This window comes from Rossellomorea sp. DA94 (assembly GCF_029834455.1).
GTDB lineage: Bacteria > Bacillota > Bacilli > Bacillales > Bacillaceae_B > Rossellomorea > Rossellomorea vietnamensis.
Genome location: NZ_CP122397.1, coordinates 296,225 through 321,466, shown reverse-complemented (window position 1 = coordinate 321,466; position 25,242 = coordinate 296,225). Strand labels below are relative to the sequence as shown.

Sequence of the window (25,242 nt, the reverse complement as noted above, 5' to 3'; positions counted from 1 at the left end):
TCTCTACTTTACTTTGAGAGAAAGCAATTGATCTGGGTATTTTACAGAGAATGGTCCCTTCAATCAGGGTAAGGTCCACACCATGAGATCTGCATCCAGACATCTACTTTCCCTCATAGTCCGACCATTTACGGTAGTCAGGTAGAGACTCATGGGCCATATTCCCATTATTATATGAGGGTATTCGGTTTATTTGTCTCCATCATAACGTGATATGAAGACTCTGTCAACGAATAATCGAACGATAATAAAAGTCTGAAAATTAATGTTCGGGTTTGAAGCGTTTTACTCTTCAATCCTTTTTCCTTCAAAGACAATTGTCTGCCTTATAGGGACATACTCCGTTTTATTTCCTTCTTTCTGTTCTTCAAAAACAGGCTTTTCCATTCGTCTAACCGGCATATAGCCCATTTCCTTCATACGATCGAGGCATTCTGCAATACTCTCGTTTTCCTGCACTTCAAATAATAACTTCTTTTTACTCATTCTTTTAATTTTCCTTTACGTATATTTCGCACGGTCTTCACCCAGAACCCGCCGTGGATCGCTTTCGGTTCATAAGCAATGATGAACGCTTTCGGATCAAGCTCTTTAATTGTATCATACAGCTTCATCTCATACTTCCTCGGTGTCAGGATCTGCAGGGCCATCCGGTTCCCCTCAAGGCCATTCGCCTCCCAATTCGTCACACCGTATCCACGTGCACGAAGCTCATTCGGAAGTGCCTTATCATACTCCTTCGTAATCACATTCACCGTGATATATCCAAGAGCCAGCTTCTCCTCGATCTTCATACCGACAATGACACCAAGACCGTACCCGACTGCATACGCAATCAAATTCTGGATCTCATTCAAATTGTCCAGCACAAGCCCCAGACCCACTACATAAATGACAACCTCAAAGGTACTCACAAACGCTGCAAAATATCGATAACCCTTCAACGTCAGGATCATTCTTATCGTAAAAAATGATACATACACAATATTGATCAATAAAATGATGATGACCATCATCACACTGTTCTCTAACACCTGGATGCTCCTCTCTACACTACTACCTGTAGTATGCTCAAATTAAGTTCCTATTTTACTAGAAAAAATCGAGAATATGAACCACTTCAGAAAGAATAATGAGTGAATATTAGATGACAATTTCTAGAAAAAACGCAGTGCCACACTCCTTGTTTTTCCTATTTGGGGCGGATTAAAACAAAAATGGCTATGTGGCCGCTTTTCATAAGCAGCTACATAGCCGTCCTGGACTGCAATCTTATAAAGCTTTTAACTTCTCAACCACTTCAGAAGGTTCTACACGATCTTTGTAATCGGCTTTCGTATATTCGTACGCAATCGTTCCATCCTGCTGAATAATATACGTCGCAGAAACAGGAAGGGTCCAGGAATCACTATCGTTCGCTTTCTCAAGATCGAGTCCCTTTTCTTTGTAGATGTCTACCAAGTATGGAGGAAGTTTGTACACAAGCTTATATTCATCCGCCACTTTATTTCCTTCATCACTCAGAACAAAGTAATCAAGTTCATTTTTTTCTTTAGTAGAAAGGGATGCATCCGGCGTCTGCGGACTGACCGCTACAAGCTCAGCTCCCGCAGCTTTAATGTCCTCCATCAGCTGTTGGTAGGCACGCAGCTCCATGTTGCAATACGGGCACCATCCGCCGCGATAGAACGTCAGGATCACTGGTCCTTGGTCTAGAATCTCACTTAATTTCACTTCTTTGCCTGAAGCATCGGGTAATGTGAAGTCTGGTGCTTTGTCCCCTACGCGGAGACCTTTACCGTCATCTGAGTTCTCTAGTTCTGTGATGGCTTTCCCCATCTTGTCCTGCATTTCCTGAGGGGTTTTCTCTTTGAACTTAGCGATGTATTCGTTGTATTGTTCACGCATGTTTGTTGTTGTCATTTAGATGACCTCCTTTTGGGGTTTGGGTTTAGTATAAAGGGGTTGGGGGTGGGGAGGAAAGGGATGTGCTTGGGGGGATGGGTTGCTTTGTGTGGGGTGGGATTTGGGTTAGATCTGGTTTAAATTGTGAAAAATTGAACAAATAAAGTTTCGATAGGCATTATATTGAATAAATGATAGATTCCTATTCTATTTTTTAAAAATGAGTCTACTTTTCCTTTATATTTGATCCTAGTGGGAACACTTTGGATGAAATACTTTGATGAGGATGTCAAATTGGTAGAAAGGGTAGCTGTATTAAGAGATTAGTACAGGTATGATGGAATAATTGCGTCGTTTTTAAGCCTGATTGCGTCGTTTTCGGGATAATTGCGTCATTTTTTCGTTTATTGCGTATTTTACCGAATAATTCCTTTCCGGAGACTCATTGCACACCATTTTAAAACAAAAAAAAGAGCAACTCCTAAGAGCTACTCTTTCTTCACATTTGCCTGGCGACGTCCTACTCTCACAGGGGAGCCCCCAACTACCATCGGCGCTGTAGGCTGCGGCTAGTGATGAGCGGCGAATCTCTTCGTCCGCTTCACTCGTTCAGATCCTCGTGTGGGAGCCTGAACGAAGGTCTTCTCTCCCTCGCGTCCTCGACCTTCTTGCTCCTCCCTACCCTCGCACTGCGGTCCAGGAGAGATCTAATAAAACAATCATGTTCTTCGAACTTCAAATCAAAACAAAAAAGAGTAACTCCTAAGAGCTACTCTTTCTTCACATTTGCCTGGCGACGTCCTACTCTCACAGGGGGAGATCCCCCAACTACCATCGGCGCTGAAGAGCTTAACTTCCGTGTTCGGCATGGGAACGGGTGTGACCTCTTCGCCATTATCACCAGACGAATATTCAATTGAAGGTTTGTTCCTTCAAAACTAGATAAAGAATTGATGTCAAGAAAGCCGAATATCGACCAATTGTTGTTCATTAAAATAATGACTCTTTGTGGTTAAGTCCTCGATCGATTAGTATCAGTCAACTCCACATGTCGCCATGCTTCCATCTCTGACCTATCTACCTAGTCATCTTCTAGGGATCTTACTCACTTACGTGATGGGAAATCTCATCTCGAGGGGGGCTTCATGCTTAGATGCTTTCAGCACTTATCCCTTCCGCACATAGCTACCCAGCGATGCCTTTGGCAAGACAACTGGTACACCAGCGGTGCGTCCATCCCGGTCCTCTCGTACTAAGGACAGCTCCTCTCAAATTTCCTGCGCCCACGACGGATAGGGACCGAACTGTCTCACGACGTTCTGAACCCAGCTCGCGTACCGCTTTAATGGGCGAACAGCCCAACCCTTGGGACCGACTACAGCCCCAGGATGCGATGAGCCGACATCGAGGTGCCAAACCTCCCCGTCGATGTGGACTCTTGGGGGAGATAAGCCTGTTATCCCCGGGGTAGCTTTTATCCGTTGAGCGATGGCCCTTCCATGCGGAACCACCGGATCACTAAGCCCGACTTTCGTCCCTGCTCGACTTGTAGGTCTCGCAGTCAAGCTCCCTTGTGCCTTTACACTCTGCGAATGATTTCCAACCATTCTGAGGGAACCTTTGGGCGCCTCCGTTACTCTTTAGGAGGCGACCGCCCCAGTCAAACTGCCCACCTGACACTGTCTCCCACCCCGATAAGGGGCGCGGGTTAGAATTTCAATACAGCCAGGGTAGTATCCCACCGATGCCTCCACCGAAGCTGGCGCTCCGGTTTCCAAGGCTCCTACCTATCCTGTACAAGCTGTACCAAAATTCAATATCAGGCTACAGTAAAGCTCCACGGGGTCTTTCCGTCCTGTCGCGGGTAACCTGCATCTTCACAGGTACTATAATTTCACCGAGTCTCTCGTTGAGACAGTGCCCAGATCGTTACGCCTTTCGTGCGGGTCGGAACTTACCCGACAAGGAATTTCGCTACCTTAGGACCGTTATAGTTACGGCCGCCGTTTACTGGGGCTTCGATTCGCACCTTCGCTTGCGCTAAGCACTCCTCTTAACCTTCCAGCACCGGGCAGGCGTCAGCCCCTATACTTCGCCTTACGGCTTCGCAGAGACCTGTGTTTTTGCTAAACAGTCGCCTGGGCCTATTCACTGCGGCTCTCTCGGGCTTGCACCCTACCAGAGCACCCCTTCTCCCGAAGTTACGGGGTCATTTTGCCGAGTTCCTTAACGAGAGTTCTCTCGCTCACCTTAGGATTCTCTCCTCGCCTACCTGTGTCGGTTTGCGGTACGGGCACCTTTTTCCTCGCTAGAGGCTTTTCTTGGCAGTGTGGAATCAGGAACTTCGCTACTATAATTCGCTCGCTATCACAGCTCAGCCTTCACGATGATGGGATTTGCCTCATCATCAGCCTAACTGCTTAGACGCACATATCCAGCAGTGCGCTTACCCTATCCTCCTGCGTCCCCCCATTGCTCAAACGGAAAAGAGGTGGTACAGGAATATCAACCTGTTGTCCATCGTCTACGCCTATCGGCCTCGACTTAGGTCCCGACTAACCCTGAGCGGACGAGCCTTCCTCAGGAAACCTTAGGCATTCGGTGGATGGGATTCTCACCCATCTTTCGCTACTCATACCGGCATTCTCACTTCTAAGCACTCCACCAGTCCTTACGGTCTAGCTTCGCAGTCCTTAGAACGCTCTCCTACCACTGACACCTAGAGGTGTCAATCCACAGCTTCGGTGATACGTTTAGCCCCGGTACATTTTCGGCGCAGAGTCACTCGACCAGTGAGCTATTACGCACTCTTTAAATGGTGGCTGCTTCTAAGCCAACATCCTGGTTGTCTAAGCAACTCCACATCCTTTTCCACTTAACGTATACTTTGGGACCTTAGCTGGTGGTCTGGGCTGTTTCCCTTTCGACTACGGATCTTATCACTCGCAGTCTGACTCCCATGGATAAGTCTTTGGCATTCGGAGTTTGTCTGAATTCGGTAACCCGATGAGGGCCCCTAGTCCAAACAGTGCTCTACCTCCAAGACTCTTACACATGAGGCTAGCCCTAAAGCTATTTCGGAGAGAACCAGCTATCTCCAAGTTCGATTGGAATTTCTCCGCTACCCACACCTCATCCCCGCACTTTTCAACGTGCGTGGGTTCGGACCTCCATTCAGTGTTACCTGAACTTCATCCTGGACATGGGTAGATCACCTGGTTTCGGGTCTACGACCACATACTCAAATCGCCCTATTCAGACTCGCTTTCGCTGCGGCTCCGTCTTATCAACTTAACCTTGCATGGGATCGTAACTCGCCGGTTCATTCTACAAAAGGCACGCCATCACCCGTTAACGGGCTCTGACTACTTGTAGGCACACGGTTTCAGGTTCTATTTCACTCCCCTTCCGGGGTGCTTTTCACCTTTCCCTCACGGTACTGGTTCACTATCGGTCACTAGGGAGTATTTAGCCTTGGGAGATGGTCCTCCCAGCTTCCGACGGGATTTCACGTGTCCCGCCGTACTCAGGATCCACTCAAGAGGGAATGAAGTTTCAACTACAGGGTTGTTACCTTCTTTGACGAGCCTTTCCAGACTTCTTCGTCTACTTCATTCCTTTGTAACTCCGTATAGAGTGTCCTACAACCCCAAGAGGCAAGCCTCTTGGTTTGGGCTATATCCCGTTTCGCTCGCCGCTACTCAGGGAATCGCAATTGCTTTCTCTTCCTCCAGGTACTTAGATGTTTCAGTTCCCTGGGTCTGCCTTCCATACTCTATGTATTCAAGTAAGGATATTGTTCCATTACGAACAATGGGTTCCCCCATTCGGAAATCTCTGGATCAAAGCTCACTTACAGCTCCCCAAAGCATATCGGTGTTAGTCCCGTCCTTCGTCGGCTCCTAGTGCCAAGGCATCCACCGTGCGCCCTTCATAACTTAACCGAATTGGTTGTTACATCAGGTTTAAAACCTAAAATGGCGATACTCGGTAATTTCTTGACTATCAATTTATCTTTATCTAGTTTTCAAAGAACAAACACAACTTTTATCTCGTAAGAGATAAAAAATGTTTTGATGGTTGAACCATCAAAACTGAACAAAACTTCGACTGTCAAACGTTTTAGTAAATCTTCCTTAGAAAGGAGGTGATCCAGCCGCACCTTCCGATACGGCTACCTTGTTACGACTTCACCCCAATCATCTGTCCCACCTTAGGCGGCTGGCTCCAAAAGGTTACCTCACCGACTTCGGGTGTTACAAACTCTCGTGGTGTGACGGGCGGTGTGTACAAGGCCCGGGAACGTATTCACCGCGGCATGCTGATCCGCGATTACTAGCGATTCCAGCTTCATGTAGGCGAGTTGCAGCCTACAATCCGAACTGAGAACGGTTTTATGGGATTGGCTAAACCTCGCGGTCTCGCTGCCCTTTGTACCGTCCATTGTAGCACGTGTGTAGCCCAGGTCATAAGGGGCATGATGATTTGACGTCATCCCCACCTTCCTCCGGTTTGTCACCGGCAGTCATCTTAGAGTGCCCAACTGAATGCTGGCAACTAAGATCAAGGGTTGCGCTCGTTGCGGGACTTAACCCAACATCTCACGACACGAGCTGACGACAACCATGCACCACCTGTCACTCTGTCCCCCGAAGGGGAAAGCCCTATCTCTAGGGTTGTCAGAGGATGTCAAGACCTGGTAAGGTTCTTCGCGTTGCTTCGAATTAAACCACATGCTCCACCGCTTGTGCGGGCCCCCGTCAATTCCTTTGAGTTTCAGTCTTGCGACCGTACTCCCCAGGCGGAGTGCTTAATGCGTTAGCTGCAGCACTAAGGGGCGGAAACCCCCTAACACTTAGCACTCATCGTTTACGGCGTGGACTACCAGGGTATCTAATCCTGTTTGCTCCCCACGCTTTCGCGCCTCAGTGTCAGTTACAGACCAGAAAGTCGCCTTCGCCACTGGTGTTCCTCCAAATATCTACGCATTTCACCGCTACACTTGGAATTCCACTTTCCTCTTCTGCACTCAAGTTCCCCAGTTTCCAATGACCCTCCACGGTTGAGCCGTGGGCTTTCACATCAGACTTAAGGAACCACCTGCGCGCGCTTTACGCCCAATAATTCCGGACAACGCTTGCCACCTACGTATTACCGCGGCTGCTGGCACGTAGTTAGCCGTGGCTTTCTGGTTAGGTACCGTCAAGGTGCCGCCCTATTCGAACGGCACTTGTTCTTCCCTAACAACAGAGCTTTACGATCCGAAAACCTTCATCACTCACGCGGCGTTGCTCCGTCAGACTTTCGTCCATTGCGGAAGATTCCCTACTGCTGCCTCCCGTAGGAGTCTGGGCCGTGTCTCAGTCCCAGTGTGGCCGATCACCCTCTCAGGTCGGCTACGCATCGTTGCCTTGGTGAGCCGTTACCTCACCAACTAGCTAATGCGCCGCGGGTCCATCTGTAAGTGGTAGCTAAAAGCCACCTTTCAACATTTCCTCATGCGAGGAAATGAGTTATCCGGTATTAGCCCCGGTTTCCCGGAGTTATCCCAGTCTTACAGGCAGGTTACCCACGTGTTACTCACCCGTCCGCCGCTGATATCAGGGAGCAAGCTCCCATCAATCCGCTCGACTTGCATGTATTAGGCACGCCGCCAGCGTTCGTCCTGAGCCAGGATCAAACTCTCCGATAAAAGTTTGAATAGCTCTTTAAAAATAAATCTAGAATTAACGTTGACGTATTGTCTTGTTTTGTTCAGTTTTCAAGGTTCAATGTTCCGTTGCTTCTCTCGAAGCGACTTGACCATCATATCAAGAATTCAGTGCGTTTGTCAACAACTTTTTTGAAATGTTTTATGATCTCGTTGAATGTTGTTTATGTAACCCGCTACTCTCTTGCGACGGTTTTTAAAGTATATCAAGCTATTAGATATTCGTCAATAGATTTACTAGATTTAATTTAAAAACTTTCACACCCTCCTACTATGAGTTCGTGATTCTTCTATTTAAAACAACCATTATCTTCTATATATAAACAAAAATAAAACCGGCTCACCTTCCATGATGGCAGGTGAGCCGGTGTATCATTTGACTATTAGTCGATCTTAATGATGTTTTCGTCGTTACGGTTAATGTTACCAGACTTCTCGATTGTCACTTGTTGACCTTCTTTTAGGTTTGTGAAAACAATCGGTGTCATGATGGATGGTGCGTTTGCCTTGATGTAGTCAAGATCCACTTCTAGTAATGGTTGACCGGCTTCTACCTGGTCCCCTTCTTTCACTAGCGCTTCGAATCCTTTACCTTCCAATTTCACTGTATCGATTCCCACGTGGATCAAGACTTCACGGCCTGCTTTGGACTCAAGTCCGATGGCATGCTTCGTTGGGAATACGTTCACGACTTTACCTGTGATTGGAGAAACGATTGTTCCTTCAGTCGGCACGATCGCGAAACCGTCACCCATCATCTTACCTGAGAATACTTGGTCAGGAACTTCTGTGATGTCTTTGATCTCACCTGTGATCGGAGCTACGAATTTTTCGTTGTCGCGTTCTGTTTGAAGAGCTTCCGGATTCACCTCTTCGATTTGTTGCTCTACTTCTTCGTTTGCGTTTGTTTCTACTCTGCGTGGAGCTTTCCCACGGATGATGTCTTGCATTTGTGATTTGATTGTGTCTGATTTTGGTCCGAAGATCGCTTGAATATTATCTCCCACTTCAAGTACACCTGAGGCACCCAGTTTTTTCAGACGGTTTTTATCTACTTGTTTCACGTCATTGACGGATACACGCAGACGAGTGATACATGCATCTAAGTGAGCGATGTTCTCTTGTCCACCCATTGCGTCAAGGATGTTGTATGGAAGATCACCAGCTGAGCTTGCAGGAGCGTCATCTTCATCTTCATCCACGTCTTCACGACCAGGAGTCATAAGATTGAACTTGCGGATAGCGAAACGGAATCCGAAGTAGTAGATGAATGCAAACACGATACCTACCGGGATGACGATCCAGGCATTCGTTTGTGGGTTAATCAATCCGAATAGAATGTAGTCAATTAAACCACCCGAGAATGTCATACCAATCTTTACATTTAACAGATGCATCGTTAAGAATGATAAACCTGCAAAGATACAGTGTATTCCAAATAGTACTGGTGCTACGAATAAGAATGAGAATTCGATTGGTTCTGTGATACCTGTCAAGAATGAAGTCAAGGCAGCGGATGCCATGATCCCACCTACAACAGCTTTACGTTCCGGCTTCGCTTCATGGTAGATCGCCAATGCCGCTGCTGGAAGTCCGAACATCATGAACGGGAATTTACCTGTCATGAACGTACCTGCAGTCAGGTCTTGTACACCATCTTGAATTTGTTTCATAAAGATTGCCTGGTCCCCACGTACAACATCACCAGCTGCTGATGTGTAAGAACCGAATTCGAACCAGAATGGAGCATAGAAAATGTGGTGCAATCCGAATGGAATAAGTGAACGTTCAATTACACCGAATACAAACGCTGCAAGTGCTCTGTTTTCACCGAGCATAAAGTTAGAGAATGTGTTAAGACCATCTTGGATCGGTGGCCAAATTAATAACATTAATAATCCTAATACCACGGAAGATGCTGCTGTGGCAATTGGAACAAATCGTTTACCTGCGAAGAACCCTAAATATGAAGGAAGTTCAATTTGGTAGAAACGGTTGTACATGGACGCTGCCAGGATCCCGACGATGATACCGCCGAATACACCTGTTTGTAGGGTTGGGATACCGAGGACCAGTGCAAATGCAGGATCGACACCGTCACCTGTAACGTCACCAATACCTAATCCTTCAACCGTTCCCATTGTTACGTTCATAATCAAGAAACCAACGATAGCCGCTAGACCGGCTACCCCTTCTCCACCGGCAAGACCGATGGCAACTCCGACTGCGAAGAGCAATGCCAGGTTTCCGAAGATAATTCCACCCGCTTGTTCCATTACGCTGGCAACGGTTTCAACGCCGCCGTTATTAAGGAATGGGGCAATGTCTAGAAGCGTTGGATTTTGAAGAGCATTACCAAACGCTAGTAAAAGTCCGGCTGCTGGTAAGATCGCAACTGGAAGCATTAATGCTTTACCGACTTTTTGTAGTACACCAAAAGCCTTTTTAAACATGTGAGTTTCCTCCCTTTATTTTCATTTTCGACTAATTAGATGATTGCGCCTAACCAAACAAAAAAGGCATGAGAAAAGAGGATAATGAACGTATATGGATAGACTACCCCAAAATACACGTTTCAATTATCTTCTTTACTCATGCCTGATCGAATCAGTAACACGTAAGAAAAGATAAGTACGTTAATTCACTTTATTTTGAATCCGCTGCAGATGCATTGTGAGGTATACTGCCTCGGCATCGTACACGGGTTTCTGCAATGTTTGCTGCATCATCTTAATCAGCTTCCAAGATAGATTATAGCAGACAGGGTATTCTTCTTTCAACAGTTTTGCAATTTTTTCTGGTTCTTCTACTCTTTCTCCCCTGAGAACCCTCTCGATCGTATAGCGAATATGACGTATGAGCCTCATATAATCGACGCTTTCTTTATTGATTTCAACGTCCAGCTGTTGTTCGATCATCCCTATCAGTCGACTGACCAACTGGGAATGCTGATTCACCTCAGAAAGATCCTTGTTCATCATGGCACTGTGAATATGAAGGGCGATGAATCCCACTTCCCCTTCAGGAAGATGAACATCAGTCATTTCATTGATCATGCCTACGACTTCTTTCGCTATTTCATATTCAAATGGATACAGCGTTCTTGTCTCCACCAGGAACGGATTCCGAATCTCCATCCCTCTCATCAATCGGTTAATGGCAAATAGAATATGGTCTGTAAGGGCGATATGGATATGCTCGTTAAGGAATGAATTGGTTCTTTTCCTGATCAATTCGATGGCAGAGATAATGACGTTTGACATATCCTCATTTAAAAAAGGAAGAAGGTTTTTGTATTGCTCCTGTTCTTTTTCCCCTTTTAGGACAAACATCTTTTCGGCAATATCATTTTGGATGGGATCACCCTTTTTCCGGTTGAACCCTATCCCCTTCCCGATCAGCACGACTTCTCCGTAGCTCTCGTGAACGGCAATCAATACGTTATTGTTTAAGACTTTTTTTACATTTAAAGTAGACATACTCAATTCTCCCTATATATTCGACCATTTTCGACACTACCCGATTCCATGATTTTAACGAAAACTGACCCTTTTTTCAATTGATACTTCTTACCTTAGTACTACTTTCTCTACCATTGTTGTTATTCCCTTTATTTATTTTCTACACTTTCTCCGATAAAAACCAAAAAGAAGCTGATCTGCAAGCGATCAGCTTCTGATGATGGTTGTCTATTTTTATACGAGGAAGATAAAGTACAGTACAAAGATCACAAACAGGAAATACATGATTGGATGAATTTCTTTTCCGCGACCTTTCATGATCATCGTAATCGGATAGAAAATGAATCCGATGGCGATACCCGTTGCAATACTGTACGTAAGCGGCATGGCAACGATGGTCAGGAATGCCGGTACAGCAACTTCGAATTTCTTCCAATCGATTTCACCTAATGACGATACCATCAGTACCCCTACAATGATAAGGGCCGGTGCCGTCACCGCCGATGTGATGACCGCCAGTAATGGGAAGAAGAAAATCGAAAGCAGGAATAGGATAGCCGTTACAACTGATGCGAATCCAGTTCTTGCTCCTGCAGCAACCCCTGCAGATGACTCGATGTAAGACGTGGTTGTAGATGTTCCCAGGATCGCTCCTACTACTGTTGCACAAGAATCCGCGAACAACGCTTTACCGGCTCGTGGTAATTTATTGTCTTTCATAAGTCCAGCCTGGTTGGCCACCGCTACCAGTGTACCGGCTGTATCAAAGAAGTCGACGAATAGGAACGTCAGGATGACTACAAGCATTTGGATGGTAAAAATACTGCCTGCATCATTGAATAAAGGTTCAAGTGCTGCACCGAATGTCGGTGCAAGACTTGGTGCCGCATCCACTACTCTTTCCGGTGTATCAATCAGTCCTGCGATCATTCCCACGATGGCCGTTACGACCATCCCAATGAAAATTCCGCCTTTGACGCCTCTTGTCATTAAAATGACCGTGATGACAATTCCGAAGATGGCAAGTAACGTAGTTCCCTTTGTCAAATCACCCAGACCGACTAATACGGCATCGTTATTTACGATGATGCCTGCATTTTGAAAACCGATGAAGGTAATGAATAAACCGATTCCGGCTCCAACAGCGTATTTTAATTCTGCTGGAATCGAGTTAATGATTTTTTCCCGGATGCCAGACATTGTCAAGGCGATGAAAATAAGTCCTGAAATCAAGACGCCCGTCAAAGCCGATTGCCAAGGTACACCCATTGTTAATACGACAGTGTATGCGAAGAAGGCATTCAAGCCCATTCCCGGTGCCAATGCAATCGGATACTTGGCGATGAGCCCCATGATCAACGACCCGATGGCCGCAGCCAACGCTGTCGCTACGAACACTGCACCATAATCCATTCTCATGCTGTCCGGAAGATCCGGCACGGATTGAAGGGTCAACGTAAGCGGGTTGACGATTAAGATATAAGCCATCGATAGGAAGGTGGTCAATCCCCCGATGATCTCCCTTTTATAATTCGTTCCTAACTGGTCAAACTGAAAGAAATTCCTCATGCTTGTACTCCTCCTATAGAGTCGCCGTAGAAAATAAAAAAACCTCGAACTACCAGAGTTCAAGGCTTTGACTGTTAAGATCAAGATCAAGAAGGAACCAACGTACGGTCCTTTTCATCCATCACCTCGTAGTCAAGCCATTTACGGTAGCTTGGTAGAAACGCTCGGGCCTTATTCCCGAAATTATACGACGTAATACTTTTATTATGTTTTTTATGATTACAGTACTATTGTACCAACGGGATTTCAGTCCGTCAATACAAAATACGAACATTATTATATATTTTCCGATACAATGTTCGTTTAATACAAAAAACGACAGGCATCCTCCGTCTTTGTCGAAACGGAAGAAACCTGTCAGCTTTACAACTATCTATACCATTACTCCCACTCAATCGTTGCAGGTGGCTTACTCGTCACATCATACACCACGCGGTTAATATGATCGACTTCGTTCACGATGCGTGTGGAAATTTTCTCTAATACATCCCATGGAATACGTGCCCAATCCGAGGTCATACCGTCAATGGACGTGACAGCACGGATTCCGATTGTGTAGTCATAGGTTCTGGCGTCACCCATGACACCGACACTTCGGATGTCAGGAAGAACGGTGAAATATTGCCAGATGTCACGGTCAAGTCCGGCTTTCTTGATTTCATCACGAAGAATGTAATCAGACTCACGGACGATTTCAAGCTTCTGTTCAGAAATTTCACCAAGCACACGGATACCAAGACCAGGTCCCGGGAATGGTTGGCGCCAAACGATTTCATCCGGAATACCGAGCTCGGAACCTAATGCACGCACCTCATCCTTGAATAATGTGTTCAGAGGCTCGATCAAGGTGAACTGCATATCTTCAGGAAGTCCACCGACGTTGTGGTGGGACTTGATCGTTTGCGCAGTCGCCGTACCGCTTTCAATGATGTCTGTATATAACGTACCTTGTGCTAGGTATTCGATTCCTTTAAGCTTCGTCGCTTCATCATCGAACACATAAATGAATTCATTCCCGATGATTTTACGTTTTTGCTCAGGGTCGGATATACCTTTTAATTTATTCAAGAAACGATCCTGGGCATCTACTTTAATCACGTTCATATTAAAGCCGTCAGCGAATGTCTTCATGACACTGTCAGCCTCGCCTTTACGAAGGAGTCCGTGATCGACGAAGATACATGTCAATTGGTCGCCGATGGCTTTGTGGATCAATACAGCCACGACAGATGAATCGACCCCGCCGCTTAATGCGCAAAGGACCTTTTTGTCCCCCACTGTTTGGCGGATCTTGTCCATTTCCATTTCAATGAAGTTCTCCATGGACCAATCGCCTGTGCATCCACATACTTCGAATACGAAATTCTTGAGCATTTCGTTCCCGTGTTCTGAGTGTCGTACTTCAGGGTGGAATTGTACCGCATATAACCCTTTTTCCTCGTTACTCATAGAAGCGATCGGGCAAGATGGATTCGTTGCGTTCACATCGAATCCTGCAGGAGCTTCGACTACAAGATCCCCGTGACTCATCCATACGACTTGCTCTTCGGGAAGATTCGAGAATATCTTGGACTGCTTCTCGATATTGATGGCTGCCTTCCCGTACTCACGGTGCTTAGCGCGTTCTACCTTACCGCCAAAGTGCATCGTCATCAACTGCATGCCGTAACAAATTCCGAGAATCGGAATATCAAGATCAAAGATGCGCTCATCGCAACGGAATGAATCTTCACCGTATACACTGTTCGGTCCGCCTGAGAAGATGATCCCCGTCGGATTCATTTCCTGGATTTCTTCAAGGGTAACTGTATGCGGATGGAGCTCACTGTAAACACCAAACTCACGAATTCTTCGCGTGATTAATTGATTATATTGACTTCCAAAGTCCAATACGACGATCATTTCCTGATTGTGCAATTCTTCTTTACCAAGCATTCAGTTCACCTCTTCAATTTATTTACCTACTACCATCTTTTGTTGTTAGCATTCCAAAAAAAATATAAAAAAAACTAGACTCCGCCTTAAAAAAAGGCAGAATTCTAGTTTTTTGAATACACGGATGTCAACTAAGAACACTGCCTTCATAGTCCAGTCATTTAAGGTGACCGGGTAGATACTTTCGAACCGTATTATCGAGGATATACGAAGGATGCTAACGAACGCTATTTGAATTTGACATCATTTTATACTTTGTGATCAACCTGGTCAACCGGTTGTCCTTTTAATTAAATTTTCCCATAATTCCCTCATCTTCGCCCAATCTTCTGATGTAGGACTCTGACCGTATAATATCCGTTCATAATTATTGGTCAAACTGGTCATTTCACGGGTACCGAAGAACTGATCGACGTATCTCGAATACCCCCGTAATGTCTGACCGTCATCCATTTTCAATCCGTATCTTTCCAATTGCTTCATGAGGGACAGATAAGCTTCCGAGAATACATCATCCGATGACTTCCTGCGGTAGTAAAAAATCAGGACATATGGCATCCAGCGTCTTCTCACAAGGTATAATGCAATGGCAATGATGATCAGCAGAATGGTTCCCATCACGATCTTGCCCCAATTGTCCGCAATGAACGACGTGATGTCATCCCAAAGCTTCGATAATGAAAAACCATTACCGGAAGATGCGGTATCTTCATCAGGCTGCAGGGGTTGTTTCGGTGCTTCCTTTTTCTCCGGAACAGGGACTTCACTATTATCAGAATCGGGTATATCAAGGTCATACTGGTAAGAAACATTGTTGCTGAAACCGACAGTAGGCTCAAACGGAACCCAGCCCACTTCCGGGAAGAATACCTCTACCCATGAATGGGCATTATTGTTCGATACTTCGTAAAGTTTGTAGGTCGAATCCACCTGCCTGCTGTATTCCCCTTCTGTATAGCCTTTAGCCCATCTCGCCGGGATCCCGAGCGAGCGGACCAGCACCACCATGGAAGTAGAAAAGTTATCGCAGTATCCGCGCTGCGTTTCAAACAGGAACTGATCCACGTAATCCTGTTCTTCTTCAGGAACCGGTACATCGAACTGATCGTATACATACGCTTCCTTTGAAAAATATTGCTCGATCGCCCTTACTTTGTCATACCAATTATCTGCTTCCGACGTAATTTCAACGGCCAGGTCTTTGACGCGCTGAGGAGTCGTATCAGGCAGCTGGGTGTAGCGGTCGACAAACTCAGGTACCTGCATGATCTCCTGCTCCTCATTGGCCGCCTTCATCTTTTTCTGGGAATAGAATGGAGAGCGGTAGGACAGCTCATACTCTTCAAGCTTAACGGTTTCATCGGATTCTTTATAACTCGTCACTTTTTCATCTATGGGATCGAAGCTGAAATATCCATTTTTATTCCCGTTGATCGTTTCGACCCCGTAAGGATAAGCGACATGGGAATAGGTACGCTCGACCATGACCTTCTCACTTTCCAGGCCCCGCTCTTCATCGGATTCCGGTGAAGGGATCGGAACCTTTTTCCCCGAATCAAACGTGAGTGGTTCCTTTTGATCGTCAGGAATGGACTGTTCCCATCCTTTCCCCGTATATAAATCCTTCGATTCAATTTTCCAGTAATGCTCCCGCGTCACCTCTGCATTGAAAATGACCGTGGGATCACCGACAAAGGGACCCCCAAGCTTCGTATCATCTGTATCGTAGCCAATCTTGTTGACACCACTTCCACCGGCACCCTCAGAAAAGGATTGAAGATACGGGACAGGATCAGGCCAGATCGGGTCGGCTTTAGGTGCTGCAAACGCAACAACCGAACTGATCGTAAGCATCACCGTCAAAGGAACGATCCAGCGATGGCGGCTCATCTTGGAACCAAGGAGCTTTTCTTTTTGCACCAGCCGTTCAAGGGCCAATAATCCCATAAGAAGAAAGCCGAAAATGACGACGCGTATAATCGAATGATCCCCTTCATACACCGTGAAAGTATCAATCAAACACACATAAGTGACCGTCATCACATAAAACAGGAGAATCGTTTTCCGGACAGATATCCAGTAATGAATCAAGTACGTCATCAGCCACAGAAGGACAAAGAATAACAGGCTTCTATACTCAAAAGACAAACTAGGCCATTCACGCCCGAGGGTCAACCCGAGATTCTCCCATAAATCATGACTGAACTCCTCGAACCACTTGGGAGAGAAGAAAGAGCCCCTGTAATACAACCCATGCAGACTGTACAGAATAAAAAGGATTTTCACACATGCGGTGATAGCATAATGAATCCGGAAATAAGAGAGGGCGAGTGCCAAGGCGATAAAGACAATGAAATAGGTCAGACTCGCTGTGTCCGTCACAACTTTAAGTGGTTTTAGCCACTCCCATAAAAGGAGGAATCCAAAGAAATACGTCACAATCTTGAAAAAGGAGCTTGCTGTTTCTTGCCTCATGCCCGTTTCACCTCCAGAAATGCCGACGAGAAGTCGCCTTCAAAGCATACCTGCAAACGAATGCCGCGGGAGGAGGCATAGGCTCTCAACGATTTCTCTTCTGCCGTGTACGAATCCCCTGCCCTCTTCACCAGAAAGATGACGACAGAGCTGTTCCGCTTCGCATATTCGTTCACGCTCATAATCATTTTTTTTGAGACGGACGAGGTCACAAATAGCACCGCCGCTGATTGAGAATAGTTCAATCCCGCTCCCTGCAGGACTTTCCCCAGAGCAAACGGGCTGTCCTGCCTCACTTTCGCCAAATGATAATTCAGCTGACTCAAGTGCTCATCTCCCCCCCGGATGGGAAATGAAACATGATCTCCACCAATTGACACAAGGCCGACCTGAGCCCCTTTTTTGACGATGGACCTGACTATCGATGCCGTAAAGGTCACCATCGCTTCAAACGCTTGCGAAGACTCCCTGTCCAAGACAATGAGGACGTCATGGGACTGGCGCTCCTCAAACTCCTTCGTCATCAGCTCATTGGTCCTCGCAAAGGTCTTCCAATGAATCCATGAGAAGCGGTCTCCCGGTTGATACTCACGGATACCCGTCGCCATTGTCGTATCCTTTTGGATCTTCACACTTGAAGTCGTCATCCCCTGGTCATATCGATTCTCCAATGGTCGATAAGGGACATCGACGATCGACGGGTACACGAGGAGCCTGTCCACACAATCCACCGTGGCTTCCTTTTCAAAAACACCAAAAAAATCACCTGTTTTGAACCTGACATTAGAAAAGATGTGTTCTCCACGGGGAAGCTCATCAATGTAATACGTCAGCTTGATCTTTCTTCTGAAGCCGGGATGAATCATCGCTTTCGCCTTTTGAAAACCGGACTGATGAAAGACAGAATCAGTCACCACATCTTCCAACACCAAATAAAACAGAGGAAATGGCAGCTTTCGGGTCAGGGTGATGGTCACCTTCAATTCATCCCCGGCCTTGTACTCAGCAGATTCAAAACTCCGCTCCACATAAAACTCTGATAACGGATATAAGAACACAAAAACCGAATAAAGGGAGAACGGCAAAAAACTATAGAACAGAAACCAGCTTACAAACCCACCTTGAAACATCGCATATGAAAAAGTAACGCCCATCAGAATAAGCAGGAGCAGAAACTTCCCCAGCGGTTTAAGAAATTGAAGTTTCGTCTTCATTTATCTCACAAGCCTTTGTACCGGGACCGGAATTCGCGCCATGACTCTCTCCACCACTTCTTCAGGTGTAATCCCTTCGTATCTCGCTTCCGACTTCATAATGATCCGGTGAGAAAATACGAAAGGCGCCAGGAATTGAACATCGTCGGGAACTACATAATCCCTGCCTCGTAAATAGGCATAAGCCTGACAAGCCTTCATCAGGGCAATCGATCCACGGGGACTCGCGCCCAGGTACACATTCGCATGGATCCTCGTACGGTTCGCAATCTCAACAATGTATTTCTTAATGGTGTCGTCCACCAATACTTCCTTGACGTCCCCCTGGATATACCTCAATTCCTCAAGGGTCATAACAGGCTCCAATTCATCGATTGGCGGAGTCCGCTGGGCACGGTGAAGTACCTCCATCTCCTCCTCTGGTTCCGGATAACCCATTTTCATTTTCAGAAGGAATCGATCAAGCTGAGCTTCCGGAAGGGGATAGGTCCCTTCATATTCAATCGGATTCTGGGTCGCCATAACGAAGAAAGGCTTATCGAGCTTTCGCGTCATCCCGTCAATCGTCACGCTGCTTTCTTCCATACCCTCAAGTAAAGCGGACTGTGTCTTCGGGGATGTACGGTTGATTTCATCCGCAAGAATGATGTTCCCCATGATCGGTCCAGGTCTGAAATTAAATTCCATCTCTTTCGGGTTATAAATCGATACCCCAATCACATCAGACGGCAGTAAATCCGGGGTGAACTGAATTCGTTTAAAGCTCGCCCCAACGGATTTAGCCAATGCGCGAACCATCATCGTCTTCCCTACACCCGGAACGTCTTCAAGCAAAACATGTCCCCCGGCTAGCAGGGAAACGATGCTCAGTTCCGCTACTTTTCTCTTTCCAATCATGACTTTCTCTATATTATCAATGATACTTTGTAACTTTGGATTCACCGTTTCATGTGACATCGTACCCCTCCTGAATGATTCAAACTCATCTTTAACTATTACTACTTTCGTTTAAAAAGTCGAAAATCCTCTATAATTTGGGAAATTGCTTTAGAAATTTTAGGGAATTGGTAGGAGATAAGGTTCTTTTTAGGGTGGAGAACTGATAAATTTGTCGAAATAATAAGGAAGCCTCCTGAACATACAGGAGGCCCAACATAATATATACTCAGATTAATAGCTTTCCAACTTCTTCGTTGTTCTTCCACCAACCTTAAATGGAGTTGTTAATTCTTCCAAATCTCTTCCTTCTCCCAAAAACTTATTTACATACTCATCCCCAGGGACCCTCCCCACATCTTTTTCGGTGACGTATATTGGAATGCCGTGAAATTTCATTCGATCGATCCAGCCGTCCAACTGATTCTGCACTTCTATATCGAAAATCCGAAAGTCCCTTTCCCCAGCATTATCCCAAACAATAATAATCCTAGCCCCGATGATACGCGGGCTTCTTATGGCATTACTGGTATTCGGGATATACCTTAACGTATGACCGATGATCATTTGATCCATTTGGTCGTACGTAATAAGCTCTTCTACTTCTTCTTTTGTTTTCACGTTTTTATAATAAAAATAGTAGCCTTCATGATTGAGATGCTTTATGATGTTCAAATTCGTATATTGCTTCAAATTGTTATAACTAAACCTTGTTAAAAAGGCCATTATGGCAAATACAAAGAAGATAAATCCCGCCATGACCGGGAAAAAATCAAAGGTTAAAAAATATATGACTAACCATAGCAGACCTAATGATATGATTCCAAAGACAGTGATTAATCCCCTGTGAAACCTTAGAGCATAATCCGGTAACTGATTTGTGTAGCGTAAGTCTTCCCCACCTTGCATTTCAATCATTTCATACTCTCCTCTTATAAATATCTCAATTATAATAATGAACCCAAAACAAAAGGTTGACCCAGCTTAATAAGCAGGCCAACCTTTTGTGATTATTTCCAAAAATCATCAAACACCGTAACCGGCAGATGACGTTTGTGCTGTGTTTTCAGGTAATGACCTTCAATGGTTTTCTTGGCTTCAGAGGGTACTTCTTTCCCTTCCAGGTAATCATCCAACTGATCGTATGTGACGCCAAGGGCTTCTTCGTCCGGAAGCGACGGACGATCTTCTTCCAGGTCCGCTGTCGGTTTCTTATTATATAAGTGTTCCGGACAGCCGAGCTCGATCAAAAGCGCTCTCCCTTGACGCTTGTTCAGGCGGAATAAGGGAACGAGATCTGCCGCTCCATCACCGTATTTGGTGTAGAAGCCGGTGACTGCTTCAGCAGAGTGATCCGTACCGAGCACCACGCCATTTTTCATGGCGGCAATGGCAAATTGCACCTTCATCCGTTCACGTGCCTTTTCATTCCCTTTGACAAAGTCGGAAAGCTCGATGCCGTTCTTCTTCAACGTTTCCACGCTTGCATCGACTGCGGGCTGGACATTGACCGTCATCGACACGGTCGGGATGATAAACTCCACGGCATCGATGGCATCCTGGGCATCCCCCTGTTCCCCATAAGGAAGCCTGACGGCATAAAAAGCATAATCCGATGAATCGGACTCCTGATTCATTTCATCAATGGCCATCTGAGCCAGTTTTCCTAATAAAGTGGAATCCTGACCTCCTGAAATGCCAAGGACCAGACTTTTCATAAATGAATGTTTCTTCAAGTAAGCCTTCATAAAGTCGACGCTGCGACGGATTTCTTCCTGCGGATTGATTTCCGGGGAGACCATCATTTCTTCTACGATTTGTTTTTGAAGAGAATCCATGTCTTCACACTCCATGTTAGGTTTTATTACATCATATTATATCTTTTTATCTTACCCAATCACAGGCAAACTTACCAATTTCCGCTATGTTTTTCTTTCACTTCGGCTTTTACGCGGTGAATCAGATCCATCTTATTGTTCCAACACTCTTCACTTAGATCCACAGGGTACTCTTCCGGATTCATGGAACGTTTATATTCATCCCATAACAACTCAAGGTTTTCATTCACAAAGCTTCTCATGTTTTCCAGAGGAGGCGTATCATACACAAGCTCCCCATCCTTGAATACATCCACGTGAAGCTCCCTCGCTTCAAAATTCGTCACGAACTTACTGATATACGTATGAACGGGATGGAACATCTTCAACCGTTCCTGACTTTCAGGGTGTTCATGATCCAGGGCAATATATTCACCCTCTGATTTATGATTAACCGTATTGACGATGCGGTAAACCCTTTTCATCCCTGGAGTCGAAACTTTCTCCGCGTTGCTCGAGATCTTGATCGTGTCTTCCATTTCACCTGACTCATTTTCAATGGACACAAGCTTATATACGGCACCTAACGCAGGCTGATCGTACGCTGTGATCAGCTTCGTCCCGACACCCCATACATCAATCTGTGCCCCTTGCGCCTTCAAGTTCAGGATCGTATACTCGTCCAGGTCATTGGAAGCGATGATCTTCGTATCCGTAAAGCCGGCATCATCCAGCATCTTGCGGGCGATCTTGGATTGATACGCCATGTCCCCGCTATCAAGACGGATCCCCTTGAAGTTAATCTTATCGCCAAGCTCCTTCGCGACTCTGATTGCCGTCGGTACACCGGATTTCAATGTGTCATACGTATCGACTAGGAACACACAATCCTTATGGCTCTCCGCATACTTATGGAACGCCTGATATTCATCCCGATAAGCCTGAACCATGGCATGAGCGTGGGTTCCGGAAACCGGCATGCCGAATAACTTCCCGGCACGGACATTACTCGTCGCATCAAATCCGCCGATATACGCAGCCCGCGTTCCCCAAATCGCTGCATCCAGCTCATGGGCACGTCTTGTCCCGAACTCCATCACAACCTCATCCTGTACCACCTGCTTGATCCGGTTCGCCTTCGTCGCAATCAACGTCTGGTAATTCACGATATTCAAGATCGCCGTCTCCAGTAACTGAGCCTGAGCAAGCGGCGCCTCCACACGAACAAGGGGGACATTCCCGAACGCAACCTCCCCTTCCTCCATGGACCGGATCGTCCCGGTGAAGCGAAGCTCCGCCAAATACTCGAGGAAAGCCTCCTCATATCCCAACTCCCGTAAGTACTCGATATCACTTTCCGAGAAATGAAACTTTTTCACATATTCAATGATCCGTTCGAGCCCGGCAAATACCGCATATCCATTGCCAAAAGGCAGCTTTCGAAAGAACACTTCAAAAACAGCCTTTCGATTATGGAAATCATCATCCCAATACGCCTTCGTCATATTTATCTGATACAAATCTGTATGCAACGCTAAACTATCATCTGCATAGTTCGTCATGTATTTCTCTCCTTTAAGCTATAGCCAATTGTAGGTCTTATCTATTTTAACCAATATTGGGTGGGATATCGAATGATTGGTTTCAAAAAAAAAGGACTGACCTGGGTCAGTTCTCTAATCTTGAATAACACCAAACTCTTTAAACACCGCTAAAGGCTTTATATATTCCCATTGAACGGTACCATCCATTTCACTCCCGCTTGTGTGAGTAGGAGCTGACTGTCCAGAAGTTCCGGCAAGAGTACATTTATAGACAAACCCGTTTGAATTGATGAGGTCGTTTAGTGAATAAGGTGTGTTCGGCCTCCACGCATTCGTATTTGCCTGACCTGATTGAATACAAATCCATCCTAAATTCCCACCTGCTTCAGGCATGGCATTATAAATTATCTCGCCTCTTGAAAAAATACCCGATGAAGGAGAAGTAACCGAATGTGTAGTAGGATCAAATAATTTGTATCTAACCAGATTGGGTAGTGTCAGGATAATATTATACGTTTTATTGTTCGCAATATGAGCTTCCCATACTTCTTTGTCACTTTTAAAATAAGGGATGGTGATTGGTGTGTCTCCTTTATATTCAATTGTGTTCCCAATTACAGACGCAATAATTGAATCGGTTATATAGTTATTATCGAATAACGATTCAATACTGCTATTACTTATTTCAAACCGGCACTCATGAAATTCTACCTTCACACCTTCTGAAATGTTTGACATCGCTTGAAAGAAGTAAGGCATTTTTGTTGATTTAAAATGACACTGATTAAACACCATATTATTTTTTCTTTTCTCGCTATTGACACAAGTGGATTGGACGAGAGAATCAAAAAAACGACAGTCGTTGAATTGCACAGTGTGAAAGTGCTGATACGTCCGAAACCTGCAATCGTTGAACTCACAATCCCGGATCGAGATATTGCTTGGCACTCCAGTGTTAAGTGTGATTAACAGGTTTTTAAATTGACAGTTTACGAAGTCATTGGAAAAATGCACCTCTGGTTGGAATTGATCGCTCGGATCTGAATAAAAGATACAGTCACTGATTTTATTCGCAGCCTTTAGAATCGCACCTCCAACAACCAATTTCACTATATTATCCCGATATACAGCATTCCCCAAAGAACCTATGCCATTTTTAAAGAAATTATTTGAAACAATCGTGTTATAACTGGAGTTTTCCACATTAAAACTGCCTTCAATATAATTATTTGAAATAGTTACGAAAGAATTCTTTTGACCGCCTGCTCCGAATAAATATAAACCTGCCCGTCGCATATAATTTCCTCTAATAGTGGCAAATTCTTGATCGTATACAACGATTCCAGAGCCACCCATATTCGTAATGACATTGTTTTCAATAAACACCGAGTATCCCCTGGTCAATATCCCATGAAATCCTCCAGTGATTAAGTTATCTCTAATGATACTGTTATCACCATATGAATCTTCCTGGTTAATCGCATACTTTGTTGAATCAGGAAATTGCGGAGCACCATCTAAAAAATTCGTATTGAACTTCCCATTATCACGAATACGATTATTTTTAATAATGCAATAGGAACCCCCCATTGTGATTCCGCCGCGGTGACCATCATAAATTTCATTGAATTCCACCACATTATGTGCAGGCATCCCTCCAAAGTTTGTAAATATGTTCAGGTTCCTGCTTGGATCGGATTCATTTCTAAAGATGAATTTGATTTTCTTTGCTCTTTTAGGGATCGAGATGGGGAACAGCACACGCATATTGGTGGTTCTGCCTATAAAAGTATTATCCTCTGTATAAAAAGCTACATTGAATTCTTTATTGTTTAAGCTGGTTTGCCTGGAATAACCCTGTCCTGATAGAGAAATCACACTATATTCGCCAGCAGGTATCGTAACATAATCCGTAATGATACTATTATCTGATGGAGTGACTACTCCATTCCCATCCATGTCCCCAAGAACCGGAGTACCCGGTATACTTCCTCGAATCCATCCAACTGAAGTGAAATTGACGTTGTCCCCCGCATACCCGCTTATTTCGCAGTGACTCAAAGAACAATAAGAAGCTCCATACGTAAAGGATACTCCATATGTGTGTTCTACATATTTCTCACTCGGATCGTTAAAACTGCGTTCATACATATCGCCTATTATTTTCCCGTTGGTTAAATGTGCATTCTTTACCTGGTGAAATGTAAAGGATACTCCTGCAAACAAATGAATAGCTCCAGAAGTTCGCTCATCATATGGAGATTTATTGTCAGAGTCATACATCACTTTTAAGGTTGAACCATTTAGATTAAACGTAATATTATCCACCAAGGTAATCGATAAAGGGTAACAAATTGAATACTCACCCCTCGGTAACATAACAAGTGTATATTCTTTACCATGTGCATATTTTAATGCCCGGTTAATGCCTTTAATATTGTTATAAGCTTTATGATAATCTTCTTCAGAATATGGTTTCTGTGGCAAACCTTTTTGAATCCCCCAATGCTCTAAATCGATTACATACGTTCCATGCCCATATCTTTCTGAGAACAACTTCTCCGCAAGATTCTGATCTTTATTAATGAATACTGAATCTGCTACCGTTATAGGAAAAGCGAGTGTCCCTTCTTCATCTATCAATTTTTTTATTCTACCATCCAACATTATCACCCC

Annotated in this window: 14 protein-coding genes, 3 rRNA genes and 3 riboswitches; all 17 genes read right to left on the bottom strand. The window is 45.1% G+C overall.

The window, feature by feature from the left end; translation table 11 throughout:
- Nucleotides 1-96: 96 nt before the first annotated feature.
- Nucleotides 97-198, bottom strand: a riboswitch (purine riboswitch).
- An 87-nt stretch (nucleotides 199-285) separates the two neighbouring features.
- The 17 genes from P8596_RS01770 to P8596_RS01690 all read right to left on the bottom strand — a co-directional run bounded on the left by P8596_RS01770 (nucleotide 286) and on the right by P8596_RS01690 (nucleotide 25,233).
- On the bottom strand, nucleotides 286-486 hold the full coding sequence (locus tag P8596_RS01770) for an NETI motif-containing protein (RefSeq protein ID WP_034760823.1): 201 nt from the start codon (nucleotides 484-486) through the stop codon (nucleotides 286-288).
- Complete coding sequence (locus P8596_RS01765) at nucleotides 483-1,013, bottom strand: DUF2179 domain-containing protein (RefSeq protein ID WP_206858423.1); 531 nt, start codon at nucleotides 1,011-1,013, stop codon at nucleotides 483-485. Before P8596_RS01765 ends, P8596_RS01770 begins: the two co-directional genes overlap by 4 nt.
- Before the next feature lie 259 nt (nucleotides 1,014-1,272).
- Nucleotides 1,273-1,923: a peroxiredoxin-like family protein gene (locus tag P8596_RS01760; protein ID WP_279725624.1), complete on the bottom strand. Its 651-nt coding sequence runs from the start codon at nucleotides 1,921-1,923 to the stop codon at nucleotides 1,273-1,275.
- 770 nt (nucleotides 1,924-2,693) lie between these two features.
- Nucleotides 2,694-2,810: ribosomal RNA gene (rrf, locus tag P8596_RS01755) — 5S ribosomal RNA — on the bottom strand.
- A gap of 103 nt (nucleotides 2,811-2,913) precedes the next feature.
- Nucleotides 2,914-5,849 (bottom strand): 23S ribosomal RNA (locus tag P8596_RS01750).
- 196 nt (nucleotides 5,850-6,045) lie between these two features.
- Nucleotides 6,046-7,597, bottom strand: a 16S ribosomal RNA gene (locus tag P8596_RS01745).
- Together the 16S, 23S and 5S rRNA genes form the textbook arrangement of a ribosomal RNA operon.
- Nucleotides 7,598-7,998: 401 nt before the next feature.
- Entirely contained in the window at nucleotides 7,999-10,068 is a 2,070-nt protein-coding gene (gene ptsG / locus P8596_RS01740) for a glucose-specific PTS transporter subunit IIBC (RefSeq protein ID WP_279725623.1), read from the bottom strand.
- 183 nt (nucleotides 10,069-10,251) lie between these two features.
- A complete protein-coding gene (gene glcT / locus P8596_RS01735) occupies nucleotides 10,252-11,094 on the bottom strand; it encodes a glucose PTS transporter transcription antiterminator GlcT (protein WP_279725622.1) in 843 nt (280 codons plus the stop codon).
- A 216-nt stretch (nucleotides 11,095-11,310) separates the two neighbouring features.
- The gene (locus tag P8596_RS01730) at nucleotides 11,311-12,645 is read right to left on the bottom strand and encodes an NCS2 family permease (RefSeq protein WP_279725620.1); all 1,335 of its coding nucleotides are present in this window, start codon (nucleotides 12,643-12,645) and stop codon (nucleotides 11,311-11,313) included.
- Nucleotides 12,646-12,754: 109 nt separating this feature from the next.
- Nucleotides 12,755-12,856, bottom strand: a riboswitch (purine riboswitch).
- 170 nt (nucleotides 12,857-13,026) lie between these two features.
- Nucleotides 13,027-14,580 (bottom strand): glutamine-hydrolyzing GMP synthase, encoded by a 1,554-nt coding sequence (gene guaA, locus P8596_RS01725; RefSeq protein WP_279725617.1) that lies wholly within the window; start codon nucleotides 14,578-14,580, stop codon nucleotides 13,027-13,029.
- Nucleotides 14,581-14,709: 129 nt separating this feature from the next.
- A riboswitch (purine riboswitch) is annotated at nucleotides 14,710-14,811 on the bottom strand.
- Nucleotides 14,812-14,850: 39 nt separating this feature from the next.
- Nucleotides 14,851-17,055 carry a transglutaminase TgpA family protein gene (locus P8596_RS01720; RefSeq protein WP_279725615.1) on the bottom strand — a complete coding sequence of 735 codons (2,205 nt, stop codon included), beginning with the start codon at nucleotides 17,053-17,055 and terminating at the stop codon, nucleotides 14,851-14,853.
- On the bottom strand, nucleotides 17,052-18,269 hold the full coding sequence (locus tag P8596_RS01715; RefSeq protein WP_279725612.1) for a DUF58 domain-containing protein: 1,218 nt from the start codon (nucleotides 18,267-18,269) through the stop codon (nucleotides 17,052-17,054). The genes P8596_RS01720 and P8596_RS01715 overlap by 4 nt, the downstream gene beginning before the upstream one ends.
- Nucleotides 18,270-19,226, bottom strand: coding sequence for an AAA family ATPase (locus tag P8596_RS01710; protein WP_034766072.1), 957 nt, complete (start codon nucleotides 19,224-19,226; stop codon nucleotides 18,270-18,272). It abuts the gene before it with no gap.
- A 213-nt stretch (nucleotides 19,227-19,439) separates the two neighbouring features.
- A complete protein-coding gene (locus P8596_RS01705; RefSeq protein WP_279725610.1) occupies nucleotides 19,440-20,123 on the bottom strand; it encodes a hypothetical protein in 684 nt (227 codons plus the stop codon).
- Nucleotides 20,124-20,215: 92 nt separating this feature from the next.
- The gene (gene nadE, locus P8596_RS01700; protein WP_279725608.1) at nucleotides 20,216-21,043 is read right to left on the bottom strand and encodes an NAD(+) synthase; all 828 of its coding nucleotides are present in this window, start codon (nucleotides 21,041-21,043) and stop codon (nucleotides 20,216-20,218) included.
- A 71-nt stretch (nucleotides 21,044-21,114) separates the two neighbouring features.
- Nucleotides 21,115-22,584 (bottom strand): nicotinate phosphoribosyltransferase, encoded by a 1,470-nt coding sequence (locus P8596_RS01695; RefSeq protein WP_279725607.1) that lies wholly within the window; start codon nucleotides 22,582-22,584, stop codon nucleotides 21,115-21,117.
- 114 nt (nucleotides 22,585-22,698) lie between these two features.
- Entirely contained in the window at nucleotides 22,699-25,233 is a 2,535-nt protein-coding gene (locus P8596_RS01690; protein ID WP_279725605.1) for a right-handed parallel beta-helix repeat-containing protein, read from the bottom strand.
- Nucleotides 25,234-25,242: the final 9 nt, after the last annotated feature.

What these genes read in the sequence shown, in the direction of transcription:
- P8596_RS01760 (WP_279725624.1), bottom strand. Translation starts at nt 1,923, where the DNA reads ATGACAACAACAAACATGCGTGAACAATACAACGAATACATCGCTAAG.
- P8596_RS01730 (WP_279725620.1), bottom strand. Translation starts at nt 12,645, where the DNA reads ATGAGGAATTTCTTTCAGTTTGACCAGTTAGGAACGAATTATAAAAGG.
- guaA (WP_279725617.1), bottom strand. Translation starts at nt 14,580, where the DNA reads ATGCTTGGTAAAGAAGAATTGCACAATCAGGAAATGATCGTCGTATTG.
- glcT (WP_279725622.1), bottom strand. Translation starts at nt 11,094, where the DNA reads ATGTCTACTTTAAATGTAAAAAAAGTCTTAAACAATAACGTATTGATT.
- nadE (WP_279725608.1), bottom strand. Translation starts at nt 21,043, where the DNA reads ATGGATTCTCTTCAAAAACAAATCGTAGAAGAAATGATGGTCTCCCCG.
- P8596_RS01710 (WP_034766072.1), bottom strand. Translation starts at nt 19,226, where the DNA reads ATGTCACATGAAACGGTGAATCCAAAGTTACAAAGTATCATTGATAAT.
- P8596_RS01720 (WP_279725615.1), bottom strand. Translation starts at nt 17,055, where the DNA reads ATGAGGCAAGAAACAGCAAGCTCCTTTTTCAAGATTGTGACGTATTTC.
- P8596_RS01770 (WP_034760823.1), bottom strand. Translation starts at nt 486, where the DNA reads ATGAGTAAAAAGAAGTTATTATTTGAAGTGCAGGAAAACGAGAGTATT.
- P8596_RS01695 (WP_279725607.1), bottom strand. Translation starts at nt 22,584, where the DNA reads ATGACGAACTATGCAGATGATAGTTTAGCGTTGCATACAGATTTGTAT.
- P8596_RS01705 (WP_279725610.1), bottom strand. Translation starts at nt 20,123, where the DNA reads ATGATTGAAATGCAAGGTGGGGAAGACTTACGCTACACAAATCAGTTA.
- P8596_RS01715 (WP_279725612.1), bottom strand. Translation starts at nt 18,269, where the DNA reads ATGAAGACGAAACTTCAATTTCTTAAACCGCTGGGGAAGTTTCTGCTC.
- P8596_RS01690 (WP_279725605.1), bottom strand. Translation starts at nt 25,233, where the DNA reads ATGTTGGATGGTAGAATAAAAAAATTGATAGATGAAGAAGGGACACTC.
- ptsG (WP_279725623.1), bottom strand. Translation starts at nt 10,068, where the DNA reads ATGTTTAAAAAGGCTTTTGGTGTACTACAAAAAGTCGGTAAAGCATTA.
- P8596_RS01765 (WP_206858423.1), bottom strand. Translation starts at nt 1,013, where the DNA reads ATGGTCATCATCATTTTATTGATCAATATTGTGTATGTATCATTTTTT.